Source organism: Enterobacter sp. BIDMC 30 (assembly GCF_000534355.1).
Taxonomy (GTDB): domain Bacteria; phylum Pseudomonadota; class Gammaproteobacteria; order Enterobacterales; family Enterobacteriaceae; genus Enterobacter; species Enterobacter ludwigii.
Genome location: NZ_KI973169.1, coordinates 546489 through 572456, shown reverse-complemented (window position 1 = coordinate 572456; position 25968 = coordinate 546489). Strand labels below are relative to the sequence as shown.

The window sequence follows — 25968 nt, the reverse complement described above, 5'->3', positions numbered from 1 at the left end:
GCCTCAGCCTACCCCTCTCCCTGCGGGAGAGGGAACATTACCGATCTGGCGTAAACCCTTCAAACCGCGACCCTTTGTAACTCAGCATCCCTTTTTCTCCCACCGTCAGTTGATGGTACTGCTGCGCCTCAAGACGGTAGGTCATCTCCAGCCCGCCGGTTTCCGGCTTAAAGCTCGCTTCATAGCGCATGGTGGCTCCCGCCGGCGTAACCTGCTGCTGGCGCGAGCGTCGGTCATTGAGGGCTTTCTCGCGTTTATTGCTTACCACCACGCGTTTTTGCATCAACGGCGCGGCATCGTTGTCCGCCTTCTCACGGCGCTGCTGCACGAAACGAAAGGAGGCGGCAATGACGATAATCGCCACCACGATAACGAAAAAAAGCGGCATCTTGCTCATTCAAAAATCCCATCAGATTATACGGAATTCAGGATACCTTGCCTTCCCCGGCATTGCCAAACGCCTGCCCCCATCACTACACTGAATAAGAAACTGATTATTCAGACTCAACAGTTACAGGGAGTTAATATGCTTTGGTCATTTATCGCTGTCTGTTTTTCCGCATGGCTTTACGTCGATGCATCCTATCGCGGCCCTGCCTGGCAGCGATGGTTGTTTAAACCCGTCACGCTGTTGTTACTCCTGCTGCTTGCCTGGCAAGCGCCCATGTTTAACGCCGTCAGCTATCTGGTTCTTGCCGGTCTGTGTGCGTCCCTGATTGGTGATGCCTTAACCCTGCTGCCGCGACAGCGCCTGCTGTATGCCGTTGGGGCATTTTTCCTGTCGCATTTGCTTTATACCATTTACTTCGCCAGCCAGATGACGCTCTCCTTCTTCTGGCCGCTGCCGCTGGTGCTGCTGGTCATTGGCGCGCTGCTGATCGCGGTGATCTGGACGCGTCTGGAAGAGATGCGCTTGCCTGTCTGCACGTTTATCGCCATGACGCTGGTGATGGTATGGCTGGCGGGTGAACTGTGGTTCTTCCGTCCGACGGCACCGGCAATGTCCGCGTTCTTTGGTGCCACGCTGCTGTTACTCGGGAATATCGTCTGGCTGGGCAGCCACTATCGTCGCCGCTTCCGTGCGGATAACGCGATTGCCGCCGCCTGCTACTTTGCCGGGCACTTCCTGATTGTGCGTTCACTGTATATCTAAATAAGCCTTGACTCTGGAGTCGACTCCAGAGTGTATGCTGCGGTTAATGAGAAAATTATCATTACCGGAGACTGCCATGTCGACTCCAGAAACACCTAAAAAAGTTCCACAATTCTCGGCACTTAAGCTCAGCCCCGTTCCCGCGAAGGACGACTGCTGCTGCGACGGCGCATGCGAAACGCAAAACACGCCGCCGCTCCCGGAAAACGCAAACCGCTACAGCTGGGTGGTCAACGGTATGGACTGCGCGGCCTGCGCCCGTAAAGTCGAAAACGCGGTAAAACAGGTCCCGGGCGTCAGCCACGTCCAGGTCCTTTTCGCCACCGAGAAGCTGCTGGTCAGCGCCGATAATGACATCAGCACGCTGGTTGAAGCCGCCGTCAGTAAGGCCGGTTACAGCCTGCGCAGCGAAACCGCACCTGTCGAAAAGACGTCAGCCCTGCGAGAAAACCTGCCCATTATCACCCTTGTCATCATGATGGCCCTGAGCTGGGGTCTGGAGCAGTTTAACCACCCGTTCGGTAACCTGGCGTTCATCGCCACGACGCTTGTCGGACTGTTCCCGATTGCCCGTCAGGCCGTGCGGCTGATGAAAAGCGGAAGCTGGTTCGCCATCGAAACGCTGATGAGCGTGGCGGCGATCGGCGCGTTGTTTATTGGCGCGACGGCGGAAGCGGCCATGGTGCTGCTGCTGTTCTTAATTGGCGAGCGCCTTGAGGGCTGGGCGGCGAGTCGGGCACGGAAAGGGGTCAGCGCGCTGATGGCGCTGAAACCGGAAACCGCAACGCGGGTGACGGGCAGCGAACGCCAGACGGTGGCTATTAACACGCTGCGCCCGGGTGATGTGATTGAGGTCGCCGCTGGCGGGCGTCTGCCTGCGGACGGTGAGCTGCTTACCGCCACGGCGAGTTTCGATGAAAGTGCCCTCACCGGCGAGTCGATTCCGGTTGAACGCTCAGCGGGCGAGAAAGTGCCTGCAGGCGCCACCAGCGTCGATCGTCTGGTGCAACTCACGGTTCTCTCCGGACCGGGTGAGAGCGCCATCGACCGCATCCTGAAGCTGATTGAAGAGGCCGAGGAGCGTCGCGCACCCGTTGAGCGCTTTATCGATCGCTTCAGCCGGATCTACACCCCCGCCATCATGCTGGTCGCCCTGCTGGTGACAATTATTCCACCGCTGTTCCTGGGCGCAGCCTGGGGGGGCTGGGTTTATAAGGGTCTGACGTTGCTGCTGATTGGTTGCCCGTGCGCGCTGGTGATCTCCACGCCGGCGGCCATTACCTCCGGTCTGGCGGCCGCGGCGCGTCGTGGAGCGCTGATTAAAGGCGGTGCGGCGCTGGAGCAACTGAGCCAGGTACAACATATCGCCTTCGATAAAACCGGTACGCTGACGGTGGGTAAACCGCAGGTCACGGGCATTTATCCTCAGGAGGTCAGTGAAAATACGCTGCTCGCCCTGGCCGCTGCCGTCGAACAAGGCTCCACCCACCCGCTGGCACAGGCAATAGTCCGCGAGGCGCAGTCGCGTGGGCTGGACATCCCTGCCGCCACCGCACAGCGGGCGCTGGTCGGGTCCGGGATTGAAGCCGACGTTGAAGGGAATAACGTCCTGATCGTTGCCGCGAATACGTTTCCAGCGGCCGGGCTGAGCCAGCCAGTCCAGGCGCTGGAACAGGCCGGGCAAACCGTGGTGATGGTAGTGCAAAACGGCGTGGCGATAGGGATGCTGGCACTGCGTGATACCCTGCGTGACGATGCAAAAGACGCCGTCGCCGCGCTGCATCAACTGGGCGTGCAGGGGGTGATCCTCACCGGGGATAACCCGCGAGCCGCGGCAGCGATTGCCGGTGAGCTGGGGCTGGCGTTTAAAGCCGGGTTATTGCCTGCGGATAAAGTGCGCGCTGTAACGGAACTGAACAACCATGCACCGCTGGCAATGGTGGGTGACGGCATCAACGATGCCCCGGCGATGAAAGCCGCCACCATTGGCATTGCAATGGGCAGCGGCACCGACGTGGCGCTGGAAACCGCCGACGCGGCGCTCACCCATAACCGCCTGACCGGGCTGGCGCAGATGATTGCTCTGGCGCGCGCCACGCGGGCCAATATCCGTCAGAACATCGGGATTGCGCTGGGCCTGAAGGGGATTTTCCTGGTCACCACGCTGCTCGGTATAACCGGCCTGTGGCTGGCGGTACTGGCGGATACCGGCGCGACGGTACTGGTGACGGCGAACGCGCTCCGCTTATTACGTCGACAATAACACGAGATGCCCTCTCCCACCGGGAGAGGGCGGAAAACGGCGTCACTGCATCCCTAACACGCGCGGCAGCCACAGCGAGATGGCCGGGATGTACGTCACCATCGCCAGCACCACCAGCAGCATGCCGTAAAACGGCAGCATGGCGCGAACCACATGCTCGATTTTCTGTTTACTTACCGCGCTCGCCACAAACAGCACCGAACCGACCGGCGGCGTAATCAGCCCGATCCCCAGGTTCACCATCATGATCATCCCAAAATGCACCGGATCGATGCCCAGCGAATTGGTCACCGGCAACAGCACTGGCGTCAGGATCAGGATGATCGGCGCCATGTCCATTAACGTGCCGATCAGCAGCAGCATGATGTTGAGATACATCAGGATCACGTACTTGTTATCGGAGAGCGAGGTGAAGAACTCGGTGATACGGCTCGGGAGCTGCATGTAGGTCATCACCGCGCCAAACGCCGCCGCAAAGCCAATCAGTATCATCACGATGGTGACGGTTTTCACCGTCCTGCACATCAGCTTCGGCAGCTCGTTCCATTTGTAGTCCCGGTAGATAAACATGGTGACAAAGAACGCCCACAGACAGGCCACAGCAGCGGATTCCGTTGCGGTAAATATCCCGGACAGTATCCCGCCGAGAATAATCACTACAGTCATCAGCCCCCACAGCGCGTCCAGCGTGATTTTCAGCGCCTGCTTAAAGGGAATTTTTTCCCCTTTCGGGTAGCCACGTTTGCGGGCAAAGCCCAGACACATTGCCATCAGGCTTACGCCGAGCAGCAGCCCTGGCAGCACCCCCGCGATAAACAGCGTCGCGATAGAGACCGTTCCGCCTGCCGCGAGGGAATAAATTACCGAGTTGTGGCTGGGCGGGATCAAAATCGCCTGTACCGATCCGCTGGCGGTCACCGCCGCCGCATAATCGCGTGGATAGCCCTTCTTCTCCATCTCCGGGATCATTACGCTGCCAATGGAGGCCGTATCCGCCACCGACGAGCCGGAAATCGCGCCGAAGAACGTGGAGGCCACAATATTCACCAGCGACAGCCCACCGCGAATAAAGCCAACAAACACGTAGGCGAAATTGACCAGCCGTCGGGCAATCCCCCCTTCCGCCATAATCGCACCCGCGAGAATAAAGAAGGGGATCGCCAGCAGCGTGAATTTATTCACCCCGCTGGTTATCTGAATCATCAGCGCCTCGAGGGGTAAATCTATCCACAACGCGCCCGCGACGGCGCTTAGCCCGACGGCAAAGGCCACCGGCATCCCCAGCGCCAGCAAAATGGCGAGGGTGAATAACAAAACGAATGCATCCATTGTTCACCCCTTAACTGTGGTTGCCGATCAGCACGACGGGACGGTTTTCCTGCGAGCCAAACAGCAGGCGCTCAATCACAAACAGGATCAGAACGGCAGAGCCCACCGGCAGCGGCAGATAGCTCTCGCCGGAGGTCAGGACCGGAAATTCGGCGACCGGTTGCTCCCAGAGTTCGACGCACAGCCAGTAGCTGTACCAGAACATCAGGCCAGCGATCAGCAGCATCAGCAGATCAACGGCCCGTGCGCAGACGGTTTTTAACGGCCCGGGCAGCCGGTCGGTGAGCATATTCACCGCAATGTGCGAACCGGCACGGTAGCTGACCGCCGCGCCGATAAAGGTGAAGGTCACCATGCAGATGATGGCAACCGGCTCCGGCCAGGATTCACCGCGGTTAAGCACATAGCGCGAAAAGATGCCGATGGGGATCACAATCGTCATCACCAGCAGCGAGATGCCCGCCACGGCCATCGCCAGCAGGTAGAGACGGTCCATCCACTTCAGATAGAGTTCGGACATACGTACTCCGGTTACTTGACGTCAGCGATGGCTTTCATCAGATCCTGATGCTTTTCGCCATACTGGGCGCGCACCGGCTCTGTGGCTTTGATAAATACCGTTTTGTCGATCTCGTGGAACTGCACCCCGCCAGCCTTCATTTTTTCCAGCGCCTGGGCGTTATAGGCTTCCCACAACTTACGTTGTTCAAACTGGGCTTCACGGGCCAGGGTCAGGATCTTTTTCTGCTCGTCGGCGCTGAGTTTGTCCCACTTCACTTTTGAGTAGAGCAGCATTTCCGGGGTGATAAAGTGGCCGCTGAGGGTGTAGTTTTTGGCGACCGGCATATAGTTATGCGCGACATAGGTCGGTGGATTATTCTCCGCGCCGTCAATCACGCCGGTTTGCATCCCGCTGTAAACTTCGCTCACCCCCATTGCCACCGCGTTAGCACCCATATCTTTCAGCGTCGCCAGCGCCACCGGACTGCCCTGTACGCGGATTTTCTTCCCTTTCAGATCGTCGGGTTTAACAATCGGATCTTTGGTGATCAGGTTGCGGGTGCCGGAGTCCATCCAGCCGAGGAACACCAGTCGTGATTTCGGGTTGGCGGTCAGCTTATCGCCAATTTGCTTGCCGATATCCCCGTCGATCACTTTGTGCATGTGGTCTTCATCGCGGAAAACGTAGGGCAGCGTGAAGACTTCGATATCGGGCAGGATGGCCGCCACCGGCGCCATCGAGACGCGGATCATATCGATCGCCCCCATCTGCGCCTGCTCAATCATCTGTTTTTCATCCCCCAGCACGCCGCCGGGGAAAACCTTAATCTCCAGCTTGCCATCGGTTTGTTGTTTGAGTTTTTCACCCATTTGCTGAACCGCCACCACGTTCGGGTAGCCTTCAGGGTGCACATCGGCGGCTTTGATGGTTTGCGCAGCGACAGAGCAGGCAAAAGCGGAGAGGCACAGGGCGGCCAGTAACGGCTTGAGGGTCGTTTTCATCGGGTCAACTCCAGGGTAGTGAGATAAGCGTTAAAACAGTGTTTTATTTTTGTACGCTTAAAAACTAGACTACGGCCGGAAAAGCGGAGGTGAAGCGCCTCACAAAAGCGTGAAATTTTGAAACGATGGTTTAGAAAGGTTTTCTCCCTCTCCCGGTGGGAGAGGGTCGTGGTGAGGCCATCAGGCCGCACTTACCCCTTACGGATCACATACCGGTACGGCAGCGTTTCGGTCTGCTGTGCCACTAGCTCATGTTCCATAAAGGTACAAAAACCGGGAATGTCGCGGGTGGTGGCGGGGTCGTCGGCGATGATCAGCAGCGTCTCACCGGTCTGCATGTTGCGCACGGTTTTACGTACCATCATTACCGGCTCCGGGCAGCGAAGGCCCTGAGCATCAAGGGTGTGGTCTGGGCTGGAAAACAGATCGGTCATGTTCTTCTCGGTCAGGTAAAAACGGCTGTAGTTTACGCCCCATCGTCGGCAATGCAACCAGGTTAACGATTGCGTAAAAACTAACCATTGCAATGTCCGGCCAAAGCAGTATCATGCTGCGGTTTTTATTGGGTTCCCTCACCCCAACGTATAAAAAGGTTACAACATGATGCAGTTTTCTGATTCGCAGCGCGTTAAAGCGTTGTTCTGGCTTTCGCTTTTTCATTTGCTGGTGATTACCTCCAGCAACTATCTGGTGCAACTCCCGATCTCCATCTTTGGTTTTCATACCACGTGGGGTGCGTTCAGTTTCCCGTTTATTTTTCTCGCCACTGATTTGACCGTGCGTATTTTCGGCGCACCGCTGGCTCGCCGCATTATTTTTGCGGTCATGCTGCCGGCGCTGTTCATTTCGTACGTGATCTCTTCCCTGTTTTATATGGGAAGCTGGCAGGGGTTCGAGGCATTAACGCACTTCAACCTCTTTGTCGCCCGTATCGCCTCCGCCAGCTTTATGGCCTACGCGCTGGGGCAGATCCTCGACGTTCACGTGTTTAACCGCCTGCGTCAAAATCATCGCTGGTGGATGGCACCTACGGCGTCCACGCTGTTCGGCAACGTCAGCGACACGCTGGCCTTCTTCTTTATCGCATTCTGGCGTAGCCCGGATGCATTTATGGCCCAGCACTGGATGGAAATCGCCCTTGTGGACTACTGCTTCAAGGTGCTTATCAGTATTGTGTTCTTCCTGCCGATGTACGGCGTCCTGCTGAATATGCTGCTGAAAAGACTCGCAGATAAATCTGAAATCACAGCATTGCAGGCTGGTTAAGGGTTCGCTTTATCAGTTGTGATAAGATGAACCAATCAGCCGTTATGGCCGTTTATCGAAAGGAAGAAGTTAATGCGCAATCTGGTTAAATATGTCGGGATTGGCCTGCTGGTTGTGGGCCTTGCAGCCTGTGATAACAGCGACACGAAAACGCCTGCTCAGGGCGCGTCTGCAGAGAGCAACGCCACCGGTCAGCCGGTGAGTCTGCTGGACGGTAAACTCAGTTTCTCTCTGCCGGCAGATATGACTGACCAGAGCGGCAAGCTGGGTACCCAGGCGAACAATATGCACGTTTACTCCGATGCAACCGGGCAGAAAGCCGTCATTGTGATTGTGGGCGACGACACCAGCGAAGACCTGGCCGTCATGACCAAACGTCTGGAAGATCAGCAGCGCAGCCGCGATCCGCAGCTGCAGGTCGTGACCAATAAATCTATCGAACTGAAAGGCCACACGCTGCAACAGCTGGACAGCATCATCTCAGCAAAAGGCCAGACCGCTTACTCTTCCGTGGTGCTTGGCAAGGTCGATAACAAACTGCTGACCCTGCAGATCACTCTGCCGGCGGAAAATCAGCAGAAAGCGCAGACGGCTGCTGAAAACATCATTAACACCATCGTGATCCAGTAATTCTTCACGATGATGACGTGGCCTCCGGTGCCTGCACCGGGGGCCATTTTTTTAGCCGCCATGTCAGCATCAATGCGATAACCACCAGACCCGCCGCGGCAAGATAGATTACCGGTACCCCTGCCCACGCCATCACCAGCCCTGCCAGCGGCCCGGTAATGCCCAGCGACATGTCCATAAACACCGTGTAGGTCGCCAGCGCCGACCCCTGGTTCTGCTGTGGCACGGCTTTTACCGCGACCACGCCGAGTGCCGGGAAGACCAGCGAAAAGCCTGCGCCGGCGAGGAAAACGCCCATTTTCGCCATCCACGGTGCGGTGGCAATCCCGGTCAACACCAGCCCGACAATCTCTACCGCAAAGCAGATCAACGCCACATTCAGTCCCCCCAGACGGTTGATACCGTTCGGGAAGAGTAAACGCGCGCCGACAAACGCACAGCTAAACAGCGTCAGGGCAAAGGCTGCGCCGTCCCAGCCTTTGGCGTCATAGAAGAGAGTGATGAACGTGGCGATCACGCCGAAGCCGGTGGTTGCCAGCGCCAGCGCCATACCATAAGGCCAGACGCGCCCCAGCACCGCCCTGAACGGCAGTGGCTTGCCTTTGCTGGCCTTCACCTTCGGGCGCGGCAGGGCAAACAGAATCGCGAGCAGCGCGACGACCATAATGGTGATAGCCAGCCCGGATAGCCCGCCATAGGCATAACAGATCACCCCCAGCGGTGCGCCCAGCGCCATTGCGCCGTAAGTGACGATACCGTTCCACGAGATCACCCGGCCAATATGGGACGCACCCACCACACCCACGCCCCACAGCGTCGAACCGGTGCCCGCCAGACTTTGTCCAATACCCAGAATCACACGCCCCAGACAGAGCAGCGCCAGGCTGACCAGCGGCCAGTGGCTGGTGGTGGCGGCCAGCAGGTAGCCCAGACCACTCAGAAAACAGCCGCAGAGCCCCACAATGACGATGCGCTTTGGCCCAAACAGATCCGCATAGCGCCCGGCATGCGGGCGGCTCAGGAGCGTGGCGAAATACTGCAGGCTGATGACCAGCCCCGCCCAGAATGCGCTAAAACCCATGACGTCATGGACATAGCCCGGCAACACCGCCAGCGGCAGGCCAATCGTCAGATAACTGGCGAAGTTAAAAATCACAACGGAAACAATGCGCAGATTGAGGCGCAATCCGCTCAGCGCCGGTTCGGCGGCATGCTCTGGCATGGGGTTTAACCTGAATTTTTACAACAGTGTTTCACTATTACCACGGCAGGATAAGAAAATCAGCACTGACTTTCAGATTATCGGCTCCAGACGAAGCGGCCACCGGGCACTACACTTAACGGGCTATCACATTAAGGAACCCGCATGATACCGAACCAGTCCGACAAAGCAGGACTTCACATCTTATTAAAACTCGCCTGCCTGGTGGTTATCCTCGCAGGTATCCATGCTGCCGCTGACATCATTGTCCAGCTCCTGCTGGCGCTCTTTTTTGCCATTGTGCTTAATCCGCTGGTGACCTGGTTTTTGCGCCGGGGCATCAGCCGTCCGGTGGCCATTACTATCGTGGTCATCGTGATGATGATTGCCCTGACGGCGCTTTTCGGCGTGCTGGCGGCGTCGCTCAGTGAATTCTCCACCATGCTCCCGCAGTACAACAAAGAGCTGACGCGTAAGATCGTTTCGCTTCAGGAGATGATGCCTTTTCTTAACCTGCATATCTCACCCGAGCGGATGTTACGCCGCATGGATTCAGAGAAGGTCATGACCTACGCCACCACCCTGATGACCGGCCTTTCCGGCGCGATGGCCAGCATCCTGCTGCTGGTGATGACGGTGGTGTTTATGCTGTTCGAGGTCCGCCATGTTCCTTATAAGCTGCGCTTTGCGCTGAATAACCCGCAAATTCATATTGCGGGTTTACACCGGGCCCTGAAGGGCGTGTCCAAATATCTGGCCCTGAAAACGCTGTTAAGCGTCTGGACCGGGGTGATTGTCTGGCTGGGACTGATGCTGATGGGCGTGCAGTTCGCGCTGATGTGGGGCGTACTGGCGTTTCTGCTGAACTACGTACCCAACATCGGCGCGGTGCTTTCCGCCGTGCCGCCGATGATTCAGGCGTTTCTGTTCAATGGCTTTTACGAATGCATGCTGGTGGGGGCGCTGTTCCTGGTCGTGCATATGGTGCTGGGCAATATCCTTGAGCCGCGCATGATGGGCCACCGTCTCGGAATGTCGACGCTGGTGGTGTTCTTGTCGTTGCTGATCTGGGGATGGCTGCTGGGACCGGTCGGGATGTTACTGTCAGTACCGCTGACCAGCGTGTGTAAGATCTGGATGGAAACCACCAAAGGTGGCAGCAAACTGGCGATCCTGTTGGGTCCCGGGCGACCGAAAAGCCGATTGCCGGGATAACGGGTCCCACAACGCGTAACTGTGCAACACACCGAAAATTACCGCGACGCTCACCGCGCGGTAATTTTCATTTTCGTTAAGGAGGATTTCGCGTTATTTATCCCGCCCTAATAAATGAATTATCATGCAAATATTTATTTAACGCAAATTACATGACATATAATTCTCACCCTTTCGTTTCAATGCATTACACCTCCCCTCGCGTAAAATAAATAACCACTTTTATATCGACAAAAATTATCCTCATTAGCGATAATACCCCGCCAAAATATAATTTTTTAAAATTACTGATTTAAATTGTTATTATTGATACGGAGTTGTTGATGAAAAAGATCATTAAATGGTTTGCTGCTGTTGCTGTCGTCGGCGCACTGGCCGGTTGCGCGCGTACCGCCCCAATCGATCAGGTTCACGCTACTGTCAGTACAGGCCACACCGCTGAGCAGGTGAAAACCGCCATTCTGAAAGCAGGCCAGAAGCGCGACTGGATCATGAGCGAAGCGGGCCCGGGCGTAATTAAAGGCCGTCTGCAGGCACGCGACCACTCGGTCGAAATCCGTATTCCTTATTCTGCGACAAGCTATTCAATTAATTACGAAAGCAGTATGAACCTGAAAGCCGCCGACGGTAAAATCCACAAGAACTATAACCGCTGGGTGCATAACCTCGACCACGATATTCAGATGAACCTCTCTGCAGGTGCCGCGCTGTAATATTTTCCTCATGTCGGGCCGAAATAGCCCGATAACGTTTTTCTCGGCCTCATAAGGTTACGCACGCATGTACGAAAAGGACACCCTCAACGCGCTGGACGCCATTACCGAAGCGCAACGCATCGCTTTTGCGCCGATGCTGTTTCAGACCGCGCGTTGTCTGCGTAATTCGGGCGTGCTTTCCTGGCTGGATAAAAAAGGGAAAACAGGGGCAAGTCTCGAGGAAATAACCGAAAACAGTACCCTGAGCAGTTATAGCGTAAGCGTATTGCTGGATATGGGATTAAGCGGACGGATCGTTACCTGTAAAGAAGGGCGCTATTTCCTGGCAAAGGTGGGTCATTTCTTATTGCATGACACCATGACCCGCGTGAATATGGATTTCACGCAGGATGTTTGTTACCAGGGATTATTCCATCTGGCCGATGCCCTGCAGGAAGAAAAACCGGCGGGATTATCCGTGTTTGGCAACTGGCCAACCATCTATCCGGCATTATCACAATTACCCGCGCAGGCAAAAGAGAGCTGGTTCGCTTTTGATCATTACTATTCTGATGCCGCTTTCGACGCGGCGCTGCCATATATATTCGCAAGCTCGCCGACAAAATTGTACGATGTGGGCGGAAATACGGGTAAATGGGCGTTACGCTGCTGCCGCTATGACGACAATGTTGCCGTGACGATCCTTGACCTGCCACAGCAGATAACGCTGGCGCAGGAAAACATCGAAAAAGCAGGTTTATCTCATCGCATTGGCTTCCATGCTGTCGATATGCTTAGTCATGCGACATTGCCGGGTGAAGCCGATATCTGGTGGATGAGCCAGTTCCTGGATTGTTTCTCTCCGGACCAGATTGTCGCCATGTTGACTCGCGTTGCACAGGTTATGAAGCCCGGCGCGCGACTGTGCATCATGGAACTGTTCTGGGATGCCCAAAAATTTGAAGCCGCCTCATTCAGCCTGAATGCTACCTCGCTTTATTTCACCTGTATGGCGAACGGCAACAGCCGGTTTTACAGTGTAGAGAAATTTTATCACTACCTGGAGCGGGCCGGTTTCCACGTAGAACAGCGGCTGGACAACCTTGGGGTAGGTCATACCCTTTTGATTTGTCAAAAAATTGAACAATAGAGCAGTTGAACTGCCCGGCAGGCTTGCCTGTCTTTTAATGATGGTTTTCCGCGGACGCGCGTAGATGAAATTTTCACTGAACATAATTGACTGGCAGGCAAGAGCGCCAGGCCTGAGCGATGCCGCAGAGTGGCAGGCGTGGTCACGCCAGCACCTTACCCTCGACCCGGCTGCGCCGCTGCCTAAGCTTACCGAACTGCCAATGATGACCGCGCGCCGCCTCAACTCGGGCAGTAAGCTGGCGGTAGACCTCGGACTCACCCTGCTTCGCCGCCACGCGATTGATGCCGTTGTCTATTCCAGCCGTCATGGCGAACTGGAGCGTAATTTCCGCATCCTGCACTCCCTGGCGACCGGTCAGGCCGTCTCGCCGACAGACTTTGCCATGTCCGTGCACAATTCGGCGGTGGGCAACCTGACGATCACTGCGCGACACCCCATCGTCTCGTCTTCTGTTTCTGCCGGGCTGGACACCTTCCAGCAGGCATTATGTGAAGTGTTGAGCCTGCTTCAGGCGGGCTATTCCCGCGTCTTGCTGGTCGATTTTGACGGCGCCCTGCCCGATTTTTATCATCCGGGTTTACCGCCGCAGATGCCCACCTGGCCCTACGCGCTGGCCCTGGTGATTGAAGCCGGGAGCACACTGCAGTGTGAAACCCACAGCGGCAGCACGGGTGAAGAACCTCCCCTGCCGCAGAGCCTGATGTTCCTGCAACGTTACCTCCGCGATGAACGACAGTTTGTGGTTTCAGGCGAACGTCTGCTGTGGCAATGGACACGCAAATGAGCCGCCTGACTGCCCGTATCAACTGGTTATGGCGTCTGATGATGACCGGCTTCTGCTTCGTGCTGTTTGGCACGGGCGGGCTGCTGCTGTCGCTGGTGTGGTTCAACCTGCTGTTGCTGGTTCAGCGCGACCGCGCCAGACGCCGTCGCCTGGCGCGTCGCAGTATCGCGGCCAGCTTCCGCTTTTTCTTACATGTCGCCCGTGGCACCGGGGTACTGGACTATCGCATTCACAATCTTGACGCCCTTCGCGGGGATCGCGGTTGTCTGGTGGTGGCCAATCACCCCACGCTGATTGATTACGTGATTCTGGCGTCAGTCATGCCCGAAACCGACTGTCTGGTGAAAAGTGCGTTGCTCCGCAACCCCTTTGTCAGCGGCGTCATTCGCGCAGCGGATTACCTGATTAACAGCGAAGCGGAAACGCTCCTCAGTGCAAGCCAGCAGCGTCTGGCCCAGGGCGACACGCTGTTAATTTTCCCGGAAGGCACACGAACCCGGTCGGGAGAGGCAATCTCCCTCCAGCGCGGCGCGGCAAATATTGCCGTGCGCTGCCACAGCGACCTGCGCATCGTGGTGATCCACTGCAGCGAACCTCTGCTGGATAAAAAAAGTCACTGGTACGACGTACCGCCCGTAAAACCTGTTTTCACCGTAGATGTTCGCGATCGCGTGAATATCGACGCTTTTTACGATGCGAAGACACAAGAACCGGCACTGGCGGCAAGGCAGTTAAACCGGCATCTGCAGCATCGATTAACATCAGGCCTTCAATCTTTGTCAGGAATTAATGATGCAAGCGCTTCATCTTGAAATTAAAAACCTCATCATCACCACGCTGAATCTGGACGAGCTTACCGCCGAGGATATCGATACCGATGCTGCGCTGTTTGGTGATGGACTGGGTCTCGACTCTATCGACGCCCTCGAACTTGGCCTGGCCGTGAAAAACCAGTATGGCGTGGTGCTGTCTGCCGAAAGCGAAGAGATGCGTCAGCACTTCTTTTCCGTCGCCACGCTGGCTTCTTTTATCAACGCTCAACGCGCCTGAGATGTGATCCGTTATGACTGAACAAGAAACCATTTATCAGGAAGTCTGCGAACTCCTGGCTACGCTGTTTGAACTCGACCCACAGGAAATCACGCCTGAGGCTCGCCTGTACGAAGATCTGGATCTGGACAGTATCGATGCAGTGGACATGATTGTTCACCTGCAGAAGAAAACGGGGACGAAAATCAAACCGGAAACCTTCAAATCTGTCCGTACCGTGCAGGATGTGGTTGACGCTGTCGCTCAGCTTTTGCGCGACGAGTAAACCACCGTGCCTGGAGGACGAGCGTTTCCGGCGATCCCACTCCTGACGGGAGTCGTGTTGCTGGCATGGCCATTCCTGATTGGATTGGGGCTGACGCACAACGGTCTGCACTGGCTGTTGCCGCTGATGGCCCTGGTGCTGGTGCTGCGTCTGCATCAGGCGCGGCGAAACGCAGGCCCGATGCGGTATGTGGTGCAGTGCATTGCGCTGGCAGGCCTGGCGCTCTGCGCGGCGAGCTATCTGCTGAAAGCGCACCAGTGGCTGCTGCTCTATCCGGTGGTGGTTAATCTCGTGATGCTGGCCGTGTTTGGCGGCTCACTGTGGACAACCATGCCGCTGGTTGAACGGCTGGCACGTCTGCGTGAACCGAATTTGCCTCCGGTGGGTGTGCGATATACCCGTAAGGTGACGCTGGTGTGGTGCGGGTTTTTCCTCGGTAACGGTGCGATAGCCCTGTTTACCGTGCTACACGGCGATATGCATGTCTGGACAGTGTGGAACGGTATGGTGGCTTATTTTCTGATGGGCACGCTGATGGCGACAGAGTGGCTGGTGCGTCAACGGGTGATGAAAAAAGAGAAGCTCGATGAATAAACCCCTCCCGCTGGGCCAGTGGTTAAATGCTCCACGCCCTGACGACACGCCGATCGCCTGGCTTGACGATCGCACCTGGACGCTGGGTGAGTTGCGCCACGATGTCACCTTGCTGGTAGAAGCATTGCGACAGCAGGAGGGTGAACGCTGGGCGCTGTGCTTTGAAAACAGCTACCTGTTTATTGTTGCGCTGCTGGCCTCACTGCATTCCGGTAAAACCCCGGTCATTCCAGGCCATAGCCGGGTCTCTCTGCTCGACGAACAGCAGTCGCTGTTTAGCGGTGTCCTGAGCGATCAGACGCTGGATATTCAGGGAAAGGTCATTGTGGTGACCTCCTCCCCTCAGCGCGCGTGCCAATGGGCACCGTTGCCCGTCATTGACGACGCGCGCTTTGTTGAACTCTTTACCTCGGGCTCCACGGGCACCCCGCGCCGGGTCATTAAACACATCGCCAGCCTGGACCGTGAAGCATGCCTGCTGGCGAACCGTTTTGGCGAACGCCTGGCGGGCTGCAGCATTGTGGCCTCGGTTGTGCCACAACATCTCTATGGCCTGACGTTCCGCATCATGTTGCCAATGGCGATGGGGCTTCCGCTGCACGCCGCCATGCTCTATTACGCTGAGCAGCTGGCGGCACTCCCTCACGACAGACAGTACCTTTTTATCAGTAGTCCGGCGTTCCTGAAACGGCTGGATACCGAGCTGACTGCCCCTCCTGTCGTGATGCTGATCTCCGCCGGGGGAATGCTGCCCTGGTGCGATGTCACGGAGACCCATGGCTGGCTTAACGTCTGGCCGGATGAAATCTACGGCAGCACCGAAACCGGGATCCTCGCCTGGCGGCACCGTCAGGCGGACAGCGTTCCCTGGCTCGCCTTCCCCGGCGTGGTGTTCCAGAGTGAAGGGGAAATCTGCCGCGTGACCTCCCCGCTCATTCACGAAGGCGCAGGGTTAGAGCTGGACGATATCCTGCACTTCGACAGTAACGGTTTTTTTAGCATTGCCGGACGTCGTGGTCGGGTGGTCAAAATCGAAGAAAAGCGTATCTCACTGAACGAGATTGAACGTCGCCTGCTGGAGCTTGAGGGCATATGTGAAGCCGCAGCATTACCGGTTACCCGCGGAGGTCGTCAGGGTATAGGTGTCCTGCTGGTTCTGGATGAGAAGACCCGTCAGCGCTGGCATCAGCAGGGCAAAAAAACGCAGGAACTGGCCTGGCGCCGCGCCCTGCGGCCCTGGCTTGAGCCGGTCGCCGTCCCCCGCTACTGGCGCATTATCGATGAGATGCCGGTAAACAGTATGAATAAGCGTGTCTATGCGCAGTTACAGGAGTTGTTTCATGAAAATTCATGAAATCGAACGCCACCAGGCACAGCCGCAGCACCTGGAAATCGTTTTGCATCTTGACCCCTCCCTGTTCTGGTTCCAGGGGCATTTTGCCGTACAGCCGTTGCTGCCAGGTGTGGCACAGATTGACTGGGTCATGCACTACGCCACCACGCTGCTGGCGCCGGGTTACCGTTTTCACAGCATCCAAAATGTGAAATTCCAGGCCCCTCTGCTGCCGGATACCACGGTCACGCTGGTCCTTAACTGGCATGCCGAACGTCAGATACTGACCTTCAGCTACCAGCGCCATGCCGGTGACGATCGCCATACTGCCAGCAGCGGGAAGATTCGCCTGTGTCAGTAACCTTCCGCCCCTGCGTGCTGATCCCGTGCTACAACCATGGCGCGATGATGGCAAAAGTACTGTCGCGGCTGGCACCGTTCGGCTTGCCCTGTCTGGTGGTCGATGACGGAAGTGACGAGCAGACGCGCCGCATTCTGGAGCGTCTGGCCGCCGGGCAGCCCCAGGTTACGCTGGTACGTCTGGCGCAAAACGCAGGTAAAGGTGCCGCGGTCATTAAGGGGCTGGAAGAGTCGGCCCGCGCGGGCTATACCCACGCCGTACAGGTGGATGCCGACGGCCAGCATGCTATTGAGGATATCCCCAAAATGCTGGCTCTGGCTGAGCGTCACCCGGAGGCGCTGATATCTGGCCAGCCCATTTACGATGAGTCCATTCCGCGCTCCCGCCTCTACGGTCGCTGGATAACGCACGTCTGGGTATGGATTGAAACCCTGTCCCTGCAACTTAAAGACAGCATGTGCGGTTTTCGGGTCTACCCGGTCTCGCCCACGCTGCAGCTGGCCGCACGCGTGCCGCTTGGTAAACGTATGGACTTTGACACCGAAGTGATGGTCCGTCTCTACTGGCAGGGCAATACCAGCTATTTTCTGCCGACCCGCGTTACCTATCCGCCGGACGGGTTATCCCATTTCGACGCGCTCAAAGACAACGTGCGGATCTCACTGATGCACACCCGGCTGTTCTTCGGCATGCTGCCCCGCATTCCCGCCCTGCTGCTTCGTCGTCGTCGCCAGCACTGGGCGCAGCAGGACGAGGTGAAGGGCCTGTGGGGAATGCGCCTGATGCTGCGCGTCTGGCAGCTGTTTGGCCGCCGGGCCTTTACCGTGCTGCTGTGGCCGGTTATCGGGGTGTACTGGCTTACGGCCCAACAGGCGCGACAGGCTTCGCAGCAGTGGACAGCACGAGTGAAGCAGGTGCTGACGCAGCGGAACATGCCTGTTCCGCCACGCCTTAACAGCTTTTTCCATTTTATGCGCTTCGGCAACGCCATGCTGGATAAAGTCGCCAGCTGGCGCGGCGAACTGAAGTTTCATCGTGACGTGGTCTTTGCTCCCGGTGCGTATGACGTGCTGGATGCTGACGCATCGCAAGGCAAACTGCTACTCGCGTCGCATCTTGGCGATGTGGAAGCCTGCCGGGCACTGGCTCAGCTGGAAGGCAGCAAAGTCATCAACGCGCTGGTCTTTAGCGATAACGCGCAGCGCTTTAAACAGATCATGACCGAGATGGCACCCCAGGCGGGGGTTAACCTGATGCCCGTGACGGACATTGGGCCGGATACCGCCATCGCCATCAAAGAGAAGCTTGAGCGCGGTGAATGGGTCGCCATTGTGGGCGATCGCATAGCGGTCACGCCACAGCGCGGCGGCGACTGGCGGGTGATCTGGAGTTCGTTTATGGGACAGCCCGCCCCGTTCCCGCAAGGGCCGTTTATTCTCGCCTCCATTCTGCGCTGCCCGGTGGTGCTGATTTACGCCCTGCGTCAGCAGGATGCGCTCACGATACACTGCGAACCATTTGCCGACCCGCTGCTTCTGCCACGCGGGGAGCGCCAGCAGGCGCTGCAACAGGCCGTCGATCGCTATGCACAGCGGCTTGAGCATTACGCCTTAATGTCACCGCTCGACTGGTTTAATTTTTTCGATTTCTGGCACCTGCCGGATGCCAAAGAGAAGGAGTAAAGGGTGCTGACCGATCCCCGCTTTACGACCGAAGTAGAAATCACCGTTCCGTTCCACGATGTCGATATGATGGGCGTGGTCTGGCACGGCAACTATTTTCGCTACTTTGAGATTGCCCGCGAGGCGCTGCTCAACCAGTTTAACTACGGCTATCGCCAGATGAAGGCGTCAGGCTATGTCTGGCCGGTAGTCGATACCCGGGTGAAATACCGCGATGCGGTGACCTTTGAGCAGCGCATCCGTGTGCGCGCGCACATCGAAGAGTATGAAAACCGTCTGCGCATCGCCTATCAAATTTTCGACGCGCAAACCGGTAAACGCACCACCACCGGCTATACCATCCAGGTGGCCGTCGAAGAAGCCAGCCGTGAAATGTGCTTTGTCAGCCCGGCTATATTGTTTGAACGAATGGGAGTTACGCCATGAGATGGTTGCCTGTGCTGGCACTGATGATCAGCCCGCTGGTGAGCGCCGTGACGCTGGATGAGCTGCAGCAGCGGTTTACCGGGCAACCTGTCGTGCGCGCGCATTTCGAACAGGTCCGGACGATTAAGGATCTGCCACAGCCGCTGCGCTCGCAGGGCGAAATGTTGCTCGCACGCGACAGCGGCCTGCTGTGGGATCAAAAAGCGCCTTTCCCCATGACGTTGTTGCTGGATGATAAACGGATGATCCAGACGATCAATGGCCAGCCTCCGCAGACCATTACCGCCGACAATAACCCGCAGATGTTCCAGTTCAACCACCTGCTGCGGGCGCTGTTCCAGGCCGACCGCAAGGTGCTGGAAGAGAACTTCCGCATCGATTTTCGCGATCTCGGCGAAGGCCGCTGGTCGCTGGTGCTGACCCCCACAACGACACCGCTGGACAAAATTTTCGCTACCCTCGATCTGGGCGGCGCGACCTACCTTGAGACGATTCGCCTCAACGATAAGCAGGGCGACCGTACCGATATCGTCCTTTCCCGCCACACACTGACGCCCGCCAGCCTGACCGATGACGAACGCCAACGCTTTGCCGCACCGTAAATCCCTGCGCCCGGCGCTGCTGTGGGCGACGGTATGCCTGATTCTGTTGGGTGTGTTGCTGTCGCTGCTGCCCGGCGCGCGCCTGAACAGCAGCGTACTGGCTATGCTGCCGAAGCAGACGCTCGGGGCAATCCCGCCGGCACTCAACGACGCGTTTATGCAGCGTCTTGACCGCCAGCTTGTCTGGCTGGTCAGTCCCGGTAAAGAACCCGATCCGCGGGTGGCGCAGCAGTGGCTGGATCTGTTGAAAAACAGCCATTCGCTCAGGGAGGTTAAAGGCCCGATGGACGCCGCCGGGCAAAAAGCCTGGGGCGAGTTCTTCTGGCAGCATCGCAACGGCCTGATTGATTCGGCCACCCGGGCCCGCCTGCAAAACGGCGGTGAGGCGCAGGCGCAGTGGATTTTATCCCAGCTCTACTCGGCCTTTTCCGGCGTGAGTGGCAAAGAGTTGCAAAACGATCCCCTGATGCTGATACGCGGCTCGCAGCTGGCGCTGGCGCAAAACAGCCAGAAGCTACGGCTGATGGACGGCTGGCTGGTCACCCAGGATGCCAGTGGAAATTACTGGTATATGCTGCACGGTGAGCTGGCGGGCTCATCGTTTGATATGCAGCAAACCCATCAGCTGGTAACCACCCTTACCGCCCTGCAGGAGACGCTGAAAACACGCTTTCCGCAGGCGCAGCTGCTCTCACGCGGTACCGTGTTTTACAGTGATTACGCCAGCCAGCAGGCAAAACGGGACATCTCTACGCTGGGCATCGTCACGATCCTTGGGGTTATCCTGCTCATCCTGGCAGTGTTTCGTTCCCTGAAACCCCTGCTGCTGTGTCTGATTTCCATTGCCACAGGTGCGCTGGCGGGTACGGTGGTGACGCTGCTGCTGTTTGGCGAACTGCATCTGATGACGCTGGTGATGAGCATGAGCATCATCGGAATTTCAGCGGATTACACGCTCTATTACCTCACCGAACGCATGGTGCACGGCGCAGAACATTCCCCGTGGCAAAGCCTGGCCAAAGTACGTAATGCGCTGCTGCTGGCGCTGCTGACGACCGTTGCCGCCTACCTGATTATGATGCTGGCCCCCTTCCCCGGGATCCGCCAGATGGCAGTGTTTGCCGCGGTGGGGCTGAGCGCCTCCTGCCTGACGGTGATTTTCTGGCATCCCTGGCTGTGCCGTGGTTTGCCGGTGCGGCCGGTTCCGTTTATGGTCCTGATGTTGCGCTGGCTGGCCGCCTGGCGACGCAATAAAAAACTCTCTGTGGGCCTGCCTGTGGTACTGGCGCTGGTCTCGGCTGCCGGGCTTGCCACCCTGAAGGTCAACGACGATATCGCCCAGCTACAGGCGCTGCCCAAAGACATTCTGGCGCAGGAGAAAACCATTACCGCCCTGACCGGGCAAGGTGTCGATCAGAAATGGTTTGTGGTGTATGGCGCATCGCCGCAGCAAACGCTGGAACGGCTGGAAGCCTTTACCCCGGCGTTAGCCCAGGCCCAAAAAGCGGGGGATATTACCCGCTGGCGGACCCTGCCCTTAAATTCGCTGGCGCGCCAGAAAAGCGATCTGCTGCTGTTGCAGCAGGCCGCGCCGGCCATAACGAACGCGCTGCGAAACGCGGGGCTGAACACCGTCACACCGAATCTGAACGCCATGCCCGTGAGCGTGGAGGCGTGGCTCGCCAGCCCGGCCAGCGAAGGCTGGCGTCTGCTGTGGCTGACCCTGCCTGACGGCGAAAGCGGTGTGTTAGTGCCGGTGGACAACGCCCGGAACAGCGCCGCACTCAGCGAAGTAGCCGCCCGTCATGCGGGCGTTGTCTGGGTCGATCGCAAGGCCAGTTTTGACAGCCTGTTTGCGCTCTACCGCACGCTGTTAACGGGACTCTTGTTTGTCGCGCTGGCGGTGATTGCCTGCGGGGCGATGGTACGCCTCGGCTGGCGAAAAGGACTTATCAGTCTGGTCCCGTCCGTGCTGTCGCTCAGCTGCGGGCTGGCCGCGCTGGCCGTCACGGGGCATCCGGTAAATCTGTTTTCACTGCTGGCGCTGGTCCTGGTGCTCGGCATTGGCATTAACTACACGCTGTTTTTCGGCAACCCGCGCGGTACGCCGCTGACGTCGATGCTGGCCATCACACTGGCGATGATGACCACGCTGCTGACGTTAGGCATGCTCGTGTTCAGCGCCACGCAGGCCATCAGCAGCTTCGGTATTGTGCTGGTGAGCGGCATTTTTACCGCCTTCCTGCTGGCGCCGCTGGCGATGCCTGTTAAGAAAGAGAGAAAACGAAAATGAATGCTTTTTACCGCGCAGCCGCGCTGGTCGCGACGCTGCTGCTGGCAGGCTGTAGCCATTCGACCGATACTGAAGGGACACGTCCGCAGGCCTGGCTTCAGCCGGGAACCCGAGTGACGCTGCCGCCGCCCGGTATTACCCCGGCGGTCAGTTCGCAGCAGCTGCTGACCGGAACCTTCAACGGACAAACGCAGTCCCTGCTGGTCATGCTCAACGCGGATGATCACAAAGTGACGCTTGCCGGGCTCTCTTCCGTCGGTATCCGTCTGTTCCTGGCGACTTACGACGACACCGGGATCCACACCGAACAGTCGATCGTTGTACCGCAGTTGCCTCCCGCCAGCCAGGTACTGGCCGATGTGATGCTCAGCCACTGGCCACTCAGTGCCTGGCAGCCACAACTGCCAAAGGGCTGGACGCTTAAAGACAAGGGCGATCGGCGCGAGCTACGCAATGCCAGCGGCAAGCTGGTGACTGACATTGTCTACCTGCAACGCAAAGGCAAGCGCGTGCCAATCAGCATCGAGCAACACGTCTTTAACTACCACATCACCATTCAATATCTGGGTGACTGAGATGATTTACATTTTTGCTGTTGGCATGGTCAACGCGCTGGGTAACTCGCTGGATGAGATTGCCGCTAACCTGACGGCGGGCGTAGCCCCTGGCATGCACTGTCGGTCCGGCTGGTTGCAGGATGCACCCGACGCCGTGCTGGGTGGCGTGGAAGGTGAATTGCCGTCCATTCCGGATACCCTGTCCGCGCACCACACCCGCAATAACCAGCTGCTGCTGGCCGCGCTGGCACAGATTCAGTCCACCGTTGACGACGCGATTGCCCGGGTCGGCCGCGACCGCGTGGCCGTGGTTTTGGGTACCAGCACCTCCGGCCTCGATGAAGGGGATGAGCACGTACGATTAACGCTCAACGGCGAAGCCAGCACCCGGTGGCAGTATCCACAACAGGAGCTGGGCGATCCGTCCCGCTTTCTTGCTAACTGGTTACAGCTCGAGGGCCCGGCATATACCCTCTCGACCGCCTGCTCCTCCAGCGCGCGGGCAATTATCAGCGGCCGGCGTCTGATTGACGCCGGGCTGGTGGATATTGCCATTGTTGGCGGCGCAGATACCCTGAGCCGGATGCCCGTCAATGGCTTTCACAGTCTGGAATCGCTTTCTCCAACGCTCTGCGAGCCGTTTGGCCGCGACCGTCGGGGTATCACCATTGGTGAAGCCGCTGCGCTGATGGTGTTGAGCCGTGAACCCGCCGGGGTCGCGCTGCTGGGAACAGGCGAGTCCAGCGATGCTTACCATATTTCGGCGCCGCATCCGCAGGGTGAAGGTGCCATTCGCGCCATTACCCAGGCGCTCAATGACGCGGGTCTGCAGCCGGAGGATATTGGCTATATCAACCTGCACGGCACCGCCACACCGCTCAATGACCAGATTGAATCACACGTGGTACACGACCTCTTTGGAGAAAACGTGCCCTGCAGTTCTACCAAACACCTTACCGGCCATACGCTGGGCGCTGCCGGTATCACCGAAGCGGCGTTGAGCTGGCTTATTCTGACGCGTGACCTGCCGTTACCCCCACAGGATTTCGCCCGCTACGCGCCGGACGAGACGCTGTCGCCGTGCGGCGTGCTGCACCAGAGCACCGCGCTGAAAAAACCGGTCATTTTATCTAACTCGTTCGCGTTTGGTGGCAACAACGCCAGCATCCTGCTGGGGAGAGTGTCATGAGCTACTTATCACCCGTCGACTATCTGCCGCACGATGCGCCAATGATGCTGCTGGGATCCGTTGAACGCGTCACCGACGATTCCGCCGTATGCCGTGTCGCGGTCAACGGCCAAAGCGTACTGGCGCCCTTTTTGAATGCCGAGGGCGATTTGCCTGGCTGGTACGCGCTCGAACTGATGGCGCAGACCGTTGGCGTCTGGTCAGGCTGGCATCGCCAGCAGAAAGGGCAAGATCATATTGCGCTGGGCATGGTGCTGGGTGCGCGCGAGTTGGTCTGCGCCAGTGGACGTTTCGCAAAAGACGCGACGCTGGACATCACCGTCAGACTGCTGATGCAGGATGAACGCTTCGGCAGTTTTGAATGTACGATCTCCTCAGGTGAGGAGACGCTGGCCACGGGCCGGGTCAATACCTTCCAGCCGAGCGCAGAAGAATTAACATCGCTTTTTAATCAGGGATCTCACGCATGAGTCGTTCCGTACTGGTCACCGGGGCCAGCAAAGGCATTGGTCGTGCCATCGCCTGCCAGCTTGCCGCTGATGGGTTTACCGTAGGCGTACATTACCACCGTGACGCCGCAGGCGCGCAGGCGACGCTGGATACCATCACACAGGCGGGCGGTCAGGGTCGCCTGCTCTCTTTCGATGCAGGTAACCGCGAACAGTGCCGTGACGTGCTGGAGCAGAATATCGAGGCCCACGGCGCATGGTATGGCGTGGTCAGTAATGCCGGTATCACCCGCGACGGTGCGTTTCCGGCCCTCAGCGAAGACGACTGGGACAGCGTCATCCATACCAATCTCGACAGTTTTTATAACGTTATTCAACCCTGCATTATGCCGATGATCGCCACCCGAAAAGGGGGGCGCATTATCACCTTATCCTCCGTGTCCGGCATGATGGGCAACCGCGGTCAGGTGAACTACAGCGCGGCAAAAGCGGGCATTATTGGCGCGACCAAAGCACTGGCAATTGAGCTGGCAAAACGCAACATCACCGTGAACTGCATTGCGCCGGGGCTGATTGATACCGGCATGATTGAAATGGAAGAGGCTGCGCTGAAAGAGGCAATGTCCATCATTCCCATGAAACGGATGGGCCAGGCCGAAGAGGTTGCAGGACTTGCCAGCTATCTGATGTCAGATATTGCAGGCTACGTTACCCGCCAGGTCATTTCCATCAACGGAGGAATGCTATGACGCGTCGCGTGGTGATTACCGGTATGGGCGGCGTTACCGCCTTCGGCGAGGACTGGCAATCCGTTTCCCGCAGGCTGCTGGCGTATGACAACGCGGTACGCAAAATGCCGGAGTGGCAGGTTTACGATGGCCTGCACACCCTGCTGGGCGCGCCGATTGATGATTTCACCCTGCCGGAACACTATACCCGCAAGCGTATTCGCGCCATGGGCCGCGTGTCGTGGATGTCGACCCGCGCCACCGAGCTGGCGCTGGAGCAGGCGGGGCTGATTGGCGAGGCGGTGCTCACGAATGGCCAAACCGGTATCGCCTATGGCTCCTCCACAGGCAGTACCGGGCCAGTCAGCGAATTCGCCACCATGCTCACCGAAAAACACACCCACAACATCACCGGTACGACCTATGTGCAGATGATGCCGCACACGACCGCGGTGAATACCGGCCTGTTCTTTGGCCTTCGGGGTCGCGTTATCCCGACGTCGAGTGCCTGTACGTCGGGCAGTCAGGCCATTGGCTACGCCTGGGAAGCCATTCGTCACGGTTATCAGACCGTGATGGTCGCAGGCGGAGCAGAGGAGCTTTGTCCGTCAGAGGCGGCGGTGTTTGACACCTTATTCGCGACCAGCCAGCGCAACGATGCGCCGAAAACCACCCCTTCGCCATTTGATACGCAGCGTGATGGTCTGGTCATTGGGGAAGGCGCAGGCACCCTGATTCTGGAAGAGCTTGAGCATGCCAGAGCACGCGGTGCAACTATCTATGGCGAGATCGTTGGCTTCGCCACCAACTGTGATGCAGCCCATATCACCCAGCCACAACGTGACACCATGCAAATTTGTATGGAGCAGTCGCTGGCGTTAGCAGGGTTAAGCGCGCGGGACATGGGGTACATCTCCGCGCACGGTACCGCCACCGATCGCGGTGATATCGCTGAAAGCCAGGCCACCGCCGCTATCTTTGGCGACAACGTGCCAATTTCGTCGCTGAAGAGCTATTTTGGCCACACGTTAGGCGCCTGTGGGGCACTGGAAGCCTGGATGAGTCTGCAGATGATGCGTGAGGGCTGGTTTGCCCCGACGCTCAATTTAAGACAACCGGATGAGCAATGTGGTGCTTTAGATTATATTATGGGTGAAGCCCGTCAGATTGACTGCGAGTATCTGCAAAGCAATAACTTCGCATTTGGCGGCATCAACACGTCGATAATCATCAAACGCTGGGCGTAA

The 25968-nt window shown here is 57.8% G+C and carries 29 protein-coding genes; 23 read left to right on the top strand and 6 right to left on the bottom strand.

The features are described from left to right. Positions 1-37: 37 nt before the first annotated feature. Positions 38-397 (bottom strand): DUF2500 domain-containing protein, encoded by a 360-nt coding sequence (locus L466_RS19540; protein WP_014172017.1) that lies wholly within the window; start codon positions 395-397, stop codon positions 38-40. Positions 398-526: 129 nt separating this feature from the next. Between L466_RS19540 and L466_RS19545 the strand changes: the two genes are divergently transcribed. Both L466_RS19545 and zntA read left to right on the top strand, forming a co-directional pair. After that, complete coding sequence (locus L466_RS19545; RefSeq protein ID WP_014172018.1) at positions 527-1153, top strand: lysoplasmalogenase; 627 nt, start codon at positions 527-529, stop codon at positions 1151-1153. Between the two features lie 76 nt (positions 1154-1229). Beyond that, entirely contained in the window at positions 1230-3416 is a 2187-nt protein-coding gene (gene zntA / locus L466_RS19550) for a Zn(II)/Cd(II)/Pb(II) translocating P-type ATPase ZntA (RefSeq protein WP_032680132.1), read from the top strand. A 42-nt stretch (positions 3417-3458) separates the two neighbouring features. Here the strand turns inward: zntA and L466_RS19555 are convergent, their stop codons facing one another. The 4 genes from L466_RS19555 to tusA form a co-directional block, all read right to left on the bottom strand. Beyond that, entirely contained in the window at positions 3459-4745 is a 1287-nt protein-coding gene (locus L466_RS19555; protein ID WP_014172020.1) for a TRAP transporter large permease, read from the bottom strand. 10 nt (positions 4746-4755) lie between these two features. Next, the gene (locus tag L466_RS19560; RefSeq protein ID WP_014172021.1) at positions 4756-5265 is read right to left on the bottom strand and encodes a TRAP transporter small permease; all 510 of its coding nucleotides are present in this window, start codon (positions 5263-5265) and stop codon (positions 4756-4758) included. An 11-nt stretch (positions 5266-5276) separates the two neighbouring features. Then, entirely contained in the window at positions 5277-6248 is a 972-nt protein-coding gene (locus tag L466_RS19565) for a TRAP transporter substrate-binding protein (RefSeq protein WP_014172022.1), read from the bottom strand. A gap of 191 nt (positions 6249-6439) precedes the next feature. Continuing rightward, entirely contained in the window at positions 6440-6682 is a 243-nt protein-coding gene (gene tusA, locus L466_RS19570) for a sulfurtransferase TusA (RefSeq protein ID WP_020884537.1), read from the bottom strand. 166 nt (positions 6683-6848) lie between these two features. Here tusA and L466_RS19575 point away from each other — a divergent pair, with 166 nt between their 5' ends. Both L466_RS19575 and L466_RS19580 read left to right on the top strand, forming a co-directional pair. Then, complete coding sequence (locus L466_RS19575; protein ID WP_020884536.1) at positions 6849-7514, top strand: 7-cyano-7-deazaguanine/7-aminomethyl-7-deazaguanine transporter; 666 nt, start codon at positions 6849-6851, stop codon at positions 7512-7514. Between the two features lie 72 nt (positions 7515-7586). Next, entirely contained in the window at positions 7587-8144 is a 558-nt protein-coding gene (locus L466_RS19580) for a DcrB family lipoprotein (RefSeq protein ID WP_014172025.1), read from the top strand. Positions 8145-8148: 4 nt separating this feature from the next. On the opposite strand, the gene L466_RS19585 is transcribed toward L466_RS19580, so the two are convergent. Continuing rightward, positions 8149-9366, bottom strand: a complete 1218-nt coding sequence (locus tag L466_RS19585) for an MFS transporter (RefSeq protein ID WP_020884535.1) — start codon at positions 9364-9366, stop codon at positions 8149-8151. Positions 9367-9510: 144 nt separating this feature from the next. Here L466_RS19585 and L466_RS19590 point away from each other — a divergent pair, with 144 nt between their 5' ends. The 19 genes from L466_RS19590 (at position 9511) to L466_RS19680 (ending at position 25968) form a co-directional block, all read left to right on the top strand. Beyond that, a complete protein-coding gene (locus L466_RS19590; protein ID WP_014172027.1) occupies positions 9511-10560 on the top strand; it encodes an AI-2E family transporter in 1050 nt (349 codons plus the stop codon). A 323-nt stretch (positions 10561-10883) separates the two neighbouring features. Beyond that, positions 10884-11273, top strand: coding sequence for a hypothetical protein (locus tag L466_RS19595; RefSeq protein WP_020884534.1), 390 nt, complete (start codon positions 10884-10886; stop codon positions 11271-11273). A 67-nt stretch (positions 11274-11340) separates the two neighbouring features. Then, positions 11341-12405: a methyltransferase gene (locus L466_RS19600; protein ID WP_014172029.1), complete on the top strand. Its 1065-nt coding sequence runs from the start codon at positions 11341-11343 to the stop codon at positions 12403-12405. A gap of 64 nt (positions 12406-12469) precedes the next feature. After that, complete coding sequence (locus L466_RS19605; protein ID WP_032680131.1) at positions 12470-13192, top strand: beta-ketoacyl synthase chain length factor; 723 nt, start codon at positions 12470-12472, stop codon at positions 13190-13192. Further along, positions 13189-14004 carry a lysophospholipid acyltransferase family protein gene (locus tag L466_RS19610; RefSeq protein ID WP_025202835.1) on the top strand — a complete coding sequence of 272 codons (816 nt, stop codon included), beginning with the start codon at positions 13189-13191 and terminating at the stop codon, positions 14002-14004. The genes L466_RS19605 and L466_RS19610 overlap by 4 nt, the downstream gene beginning before the upstream one ends. Next, on the top strand, positions 13985-14242 hold the full coding sequence (locus tag L466_RS19615; protein ID WP_020884530.1) for a phosphopantetheine-binding protein: 258 nt from the start codon (positions 13985-13987) through the stop codon (positions 14240-14242). Before L466_RS19610 ends, L466_RS19615 begins: the two co-directional genes overlap by 20 nt. Before the next feature lie 13 nt (positions 14243-14255). After that, the gene (locus L466_RS19620) at positions 14256-14507 is read left to right on the top strand and encodes an acyl carrier protein (protein WP_014172033.1); all 252 of its coding nucleotides are present in this window, start codon (positions 14256-14258) and stop codon (positions 14505-14507) included. Between the two features lie 6 nt (positions 14508-14513). Beyond that, positions 14514-15101, top strand: coding sequence for a COG4648 family protein (locus L466_RS19625; protein WP_032680130.1), 588 nt, complete (start codon positions 14514-14516; stop codon positions 15099-15101). Continuing rightward, positions 15094-16455 (top strand): class I adenylate-forming enzyme family protein, encoded by a 1362-nt coding sequence (locus L466_RS19630; protein WP_032680129.1) that lies wholly within the window; start codon positions 15094-15096, stop codon positions 16453-16455. The genes L466_RS19625 and L466_RS19630 overlap by 8 nt, the downstream gene beginning before the upstream one ends. Further along, entirely contained in the window at positions 16442-16795 is a 354-nt protein-coding gene (locus L466_RS19635; protein ID WP_020884527.1) for an ApeI family dehydratase, read from the top strand. Before L466_RS19630 ends, L466_RS19635 begins: the two co-directional genes overlap by 14 nt. After that, the gene (locus L466_RS19640) at positions 16786-18477 is read left to right on the top strand and encodes a glycosyltransferase family 2 protein (RefSeq protein ID WP_032680128.1); all 1692 of its coding nucleotides are present in this window, start codon (positions 16786-16788) and stop codon (positions 18475-18477) included. The genes L466_RS19635 and L466_RS19640 overlap by 10 nt, the downstream gene beginning before the upstream one ends. A gap of 3 nt (positions 18478-18480) precedes the next feature. Then, positions 18481-18903: an acyl-CoA thioesterase gene (locus tag L466_RS19645; protein ID WP_014172038.1), complete on the top strand. Its 423-nt coding sequence runs from the start codon at positions 18481-18483 to the stop codon at positions 18901-18903. Next, on the top strand, positions 18900-19505 hold the full coding sequence (locus L466_RS19650) for an outer membrane lipoprotein carrier protein LolA (protein ID WP_032680127.1): 606 nt from the start codon (positions 18900-18902) through the stop codon (positions 19503-19505). Before L466_RS19645 ends, L466_RS19650 begins: the two co-directional genes overlap by 4 nt. Beyond that, on the top strand, positions 19474-21798 hold the full coding sequence (locus tag L466_RS19655; RefSeq protein ID WP_032680126.1) for an MMPL family transporter: 2325 nt from the start codon (positions 19474-19476) through the stop codon (positions 21796-21798). Before L466_RS19650 ends, L466_RS19655 begins: the two co-directional genes overlap by 32 nt. Then, positions 21795-22373 (top strand): DUF3261 domain-containing protein, encoded by a 579-nt coding sequence (locus L466_RS19660; protein WP_014172042.1) that lies wholly within the window; start codon positions 21795-21797, stop codon positions 22371-22373. The genes L466_RS19655 and L466_RS19660 overlap by 4 nt, the downstream gene beginning before the upstream one ends. Position 22374: 1 nt before the next feature. Next, positions 22375-23544: a beta-ketoacyl-[acyl-carrier-protein] synthase family protein gene (locus tag L466_RS19665; protein ID WP_032680125.1), complete on the top strand. Its 1170-nt coding sequence runs from the start codon at positions 22375-22377 to the stop codon at positions 23542-23544. Then, entirely contained in the window at positions 23541-24014 is a 474-nt protein-coding gene (locus tag L466_RS19670; RefSeq protein ID WP_025202828.1) for a hotdog family protein, read from the top strand. Before L466_RS19665 ends, L466_RS19670 begins: the two co-directional genes overlap by 4 nt. Next, positions 24011-24742, top strand: coding sequence for a 3-ketoacyl-ACP reductase FabG2 (locus tag L466_RS19675; protein ID WP_020884521.1), 732 nt, complete (start codon positions 24011-24013; stop codon positions 24740-24742). Before L466_RS19670 ends, L466_RS19675 begins: the two co-directional genes overlap by 4 nt. Further along, positions 24739-25968: a beta-ketoacyl-ACP synthase gene (locus L466_RS19680; protein WP_032680124.1), complete on the top strand. Its 1230-nt coding sequence runs from the start codon at positions 24739-24741 to the stop codon at positions 25966-25968. Before L466_RS19675 ends, L466_RS19680 begins: the two co-directional genes overlap by 4 nt.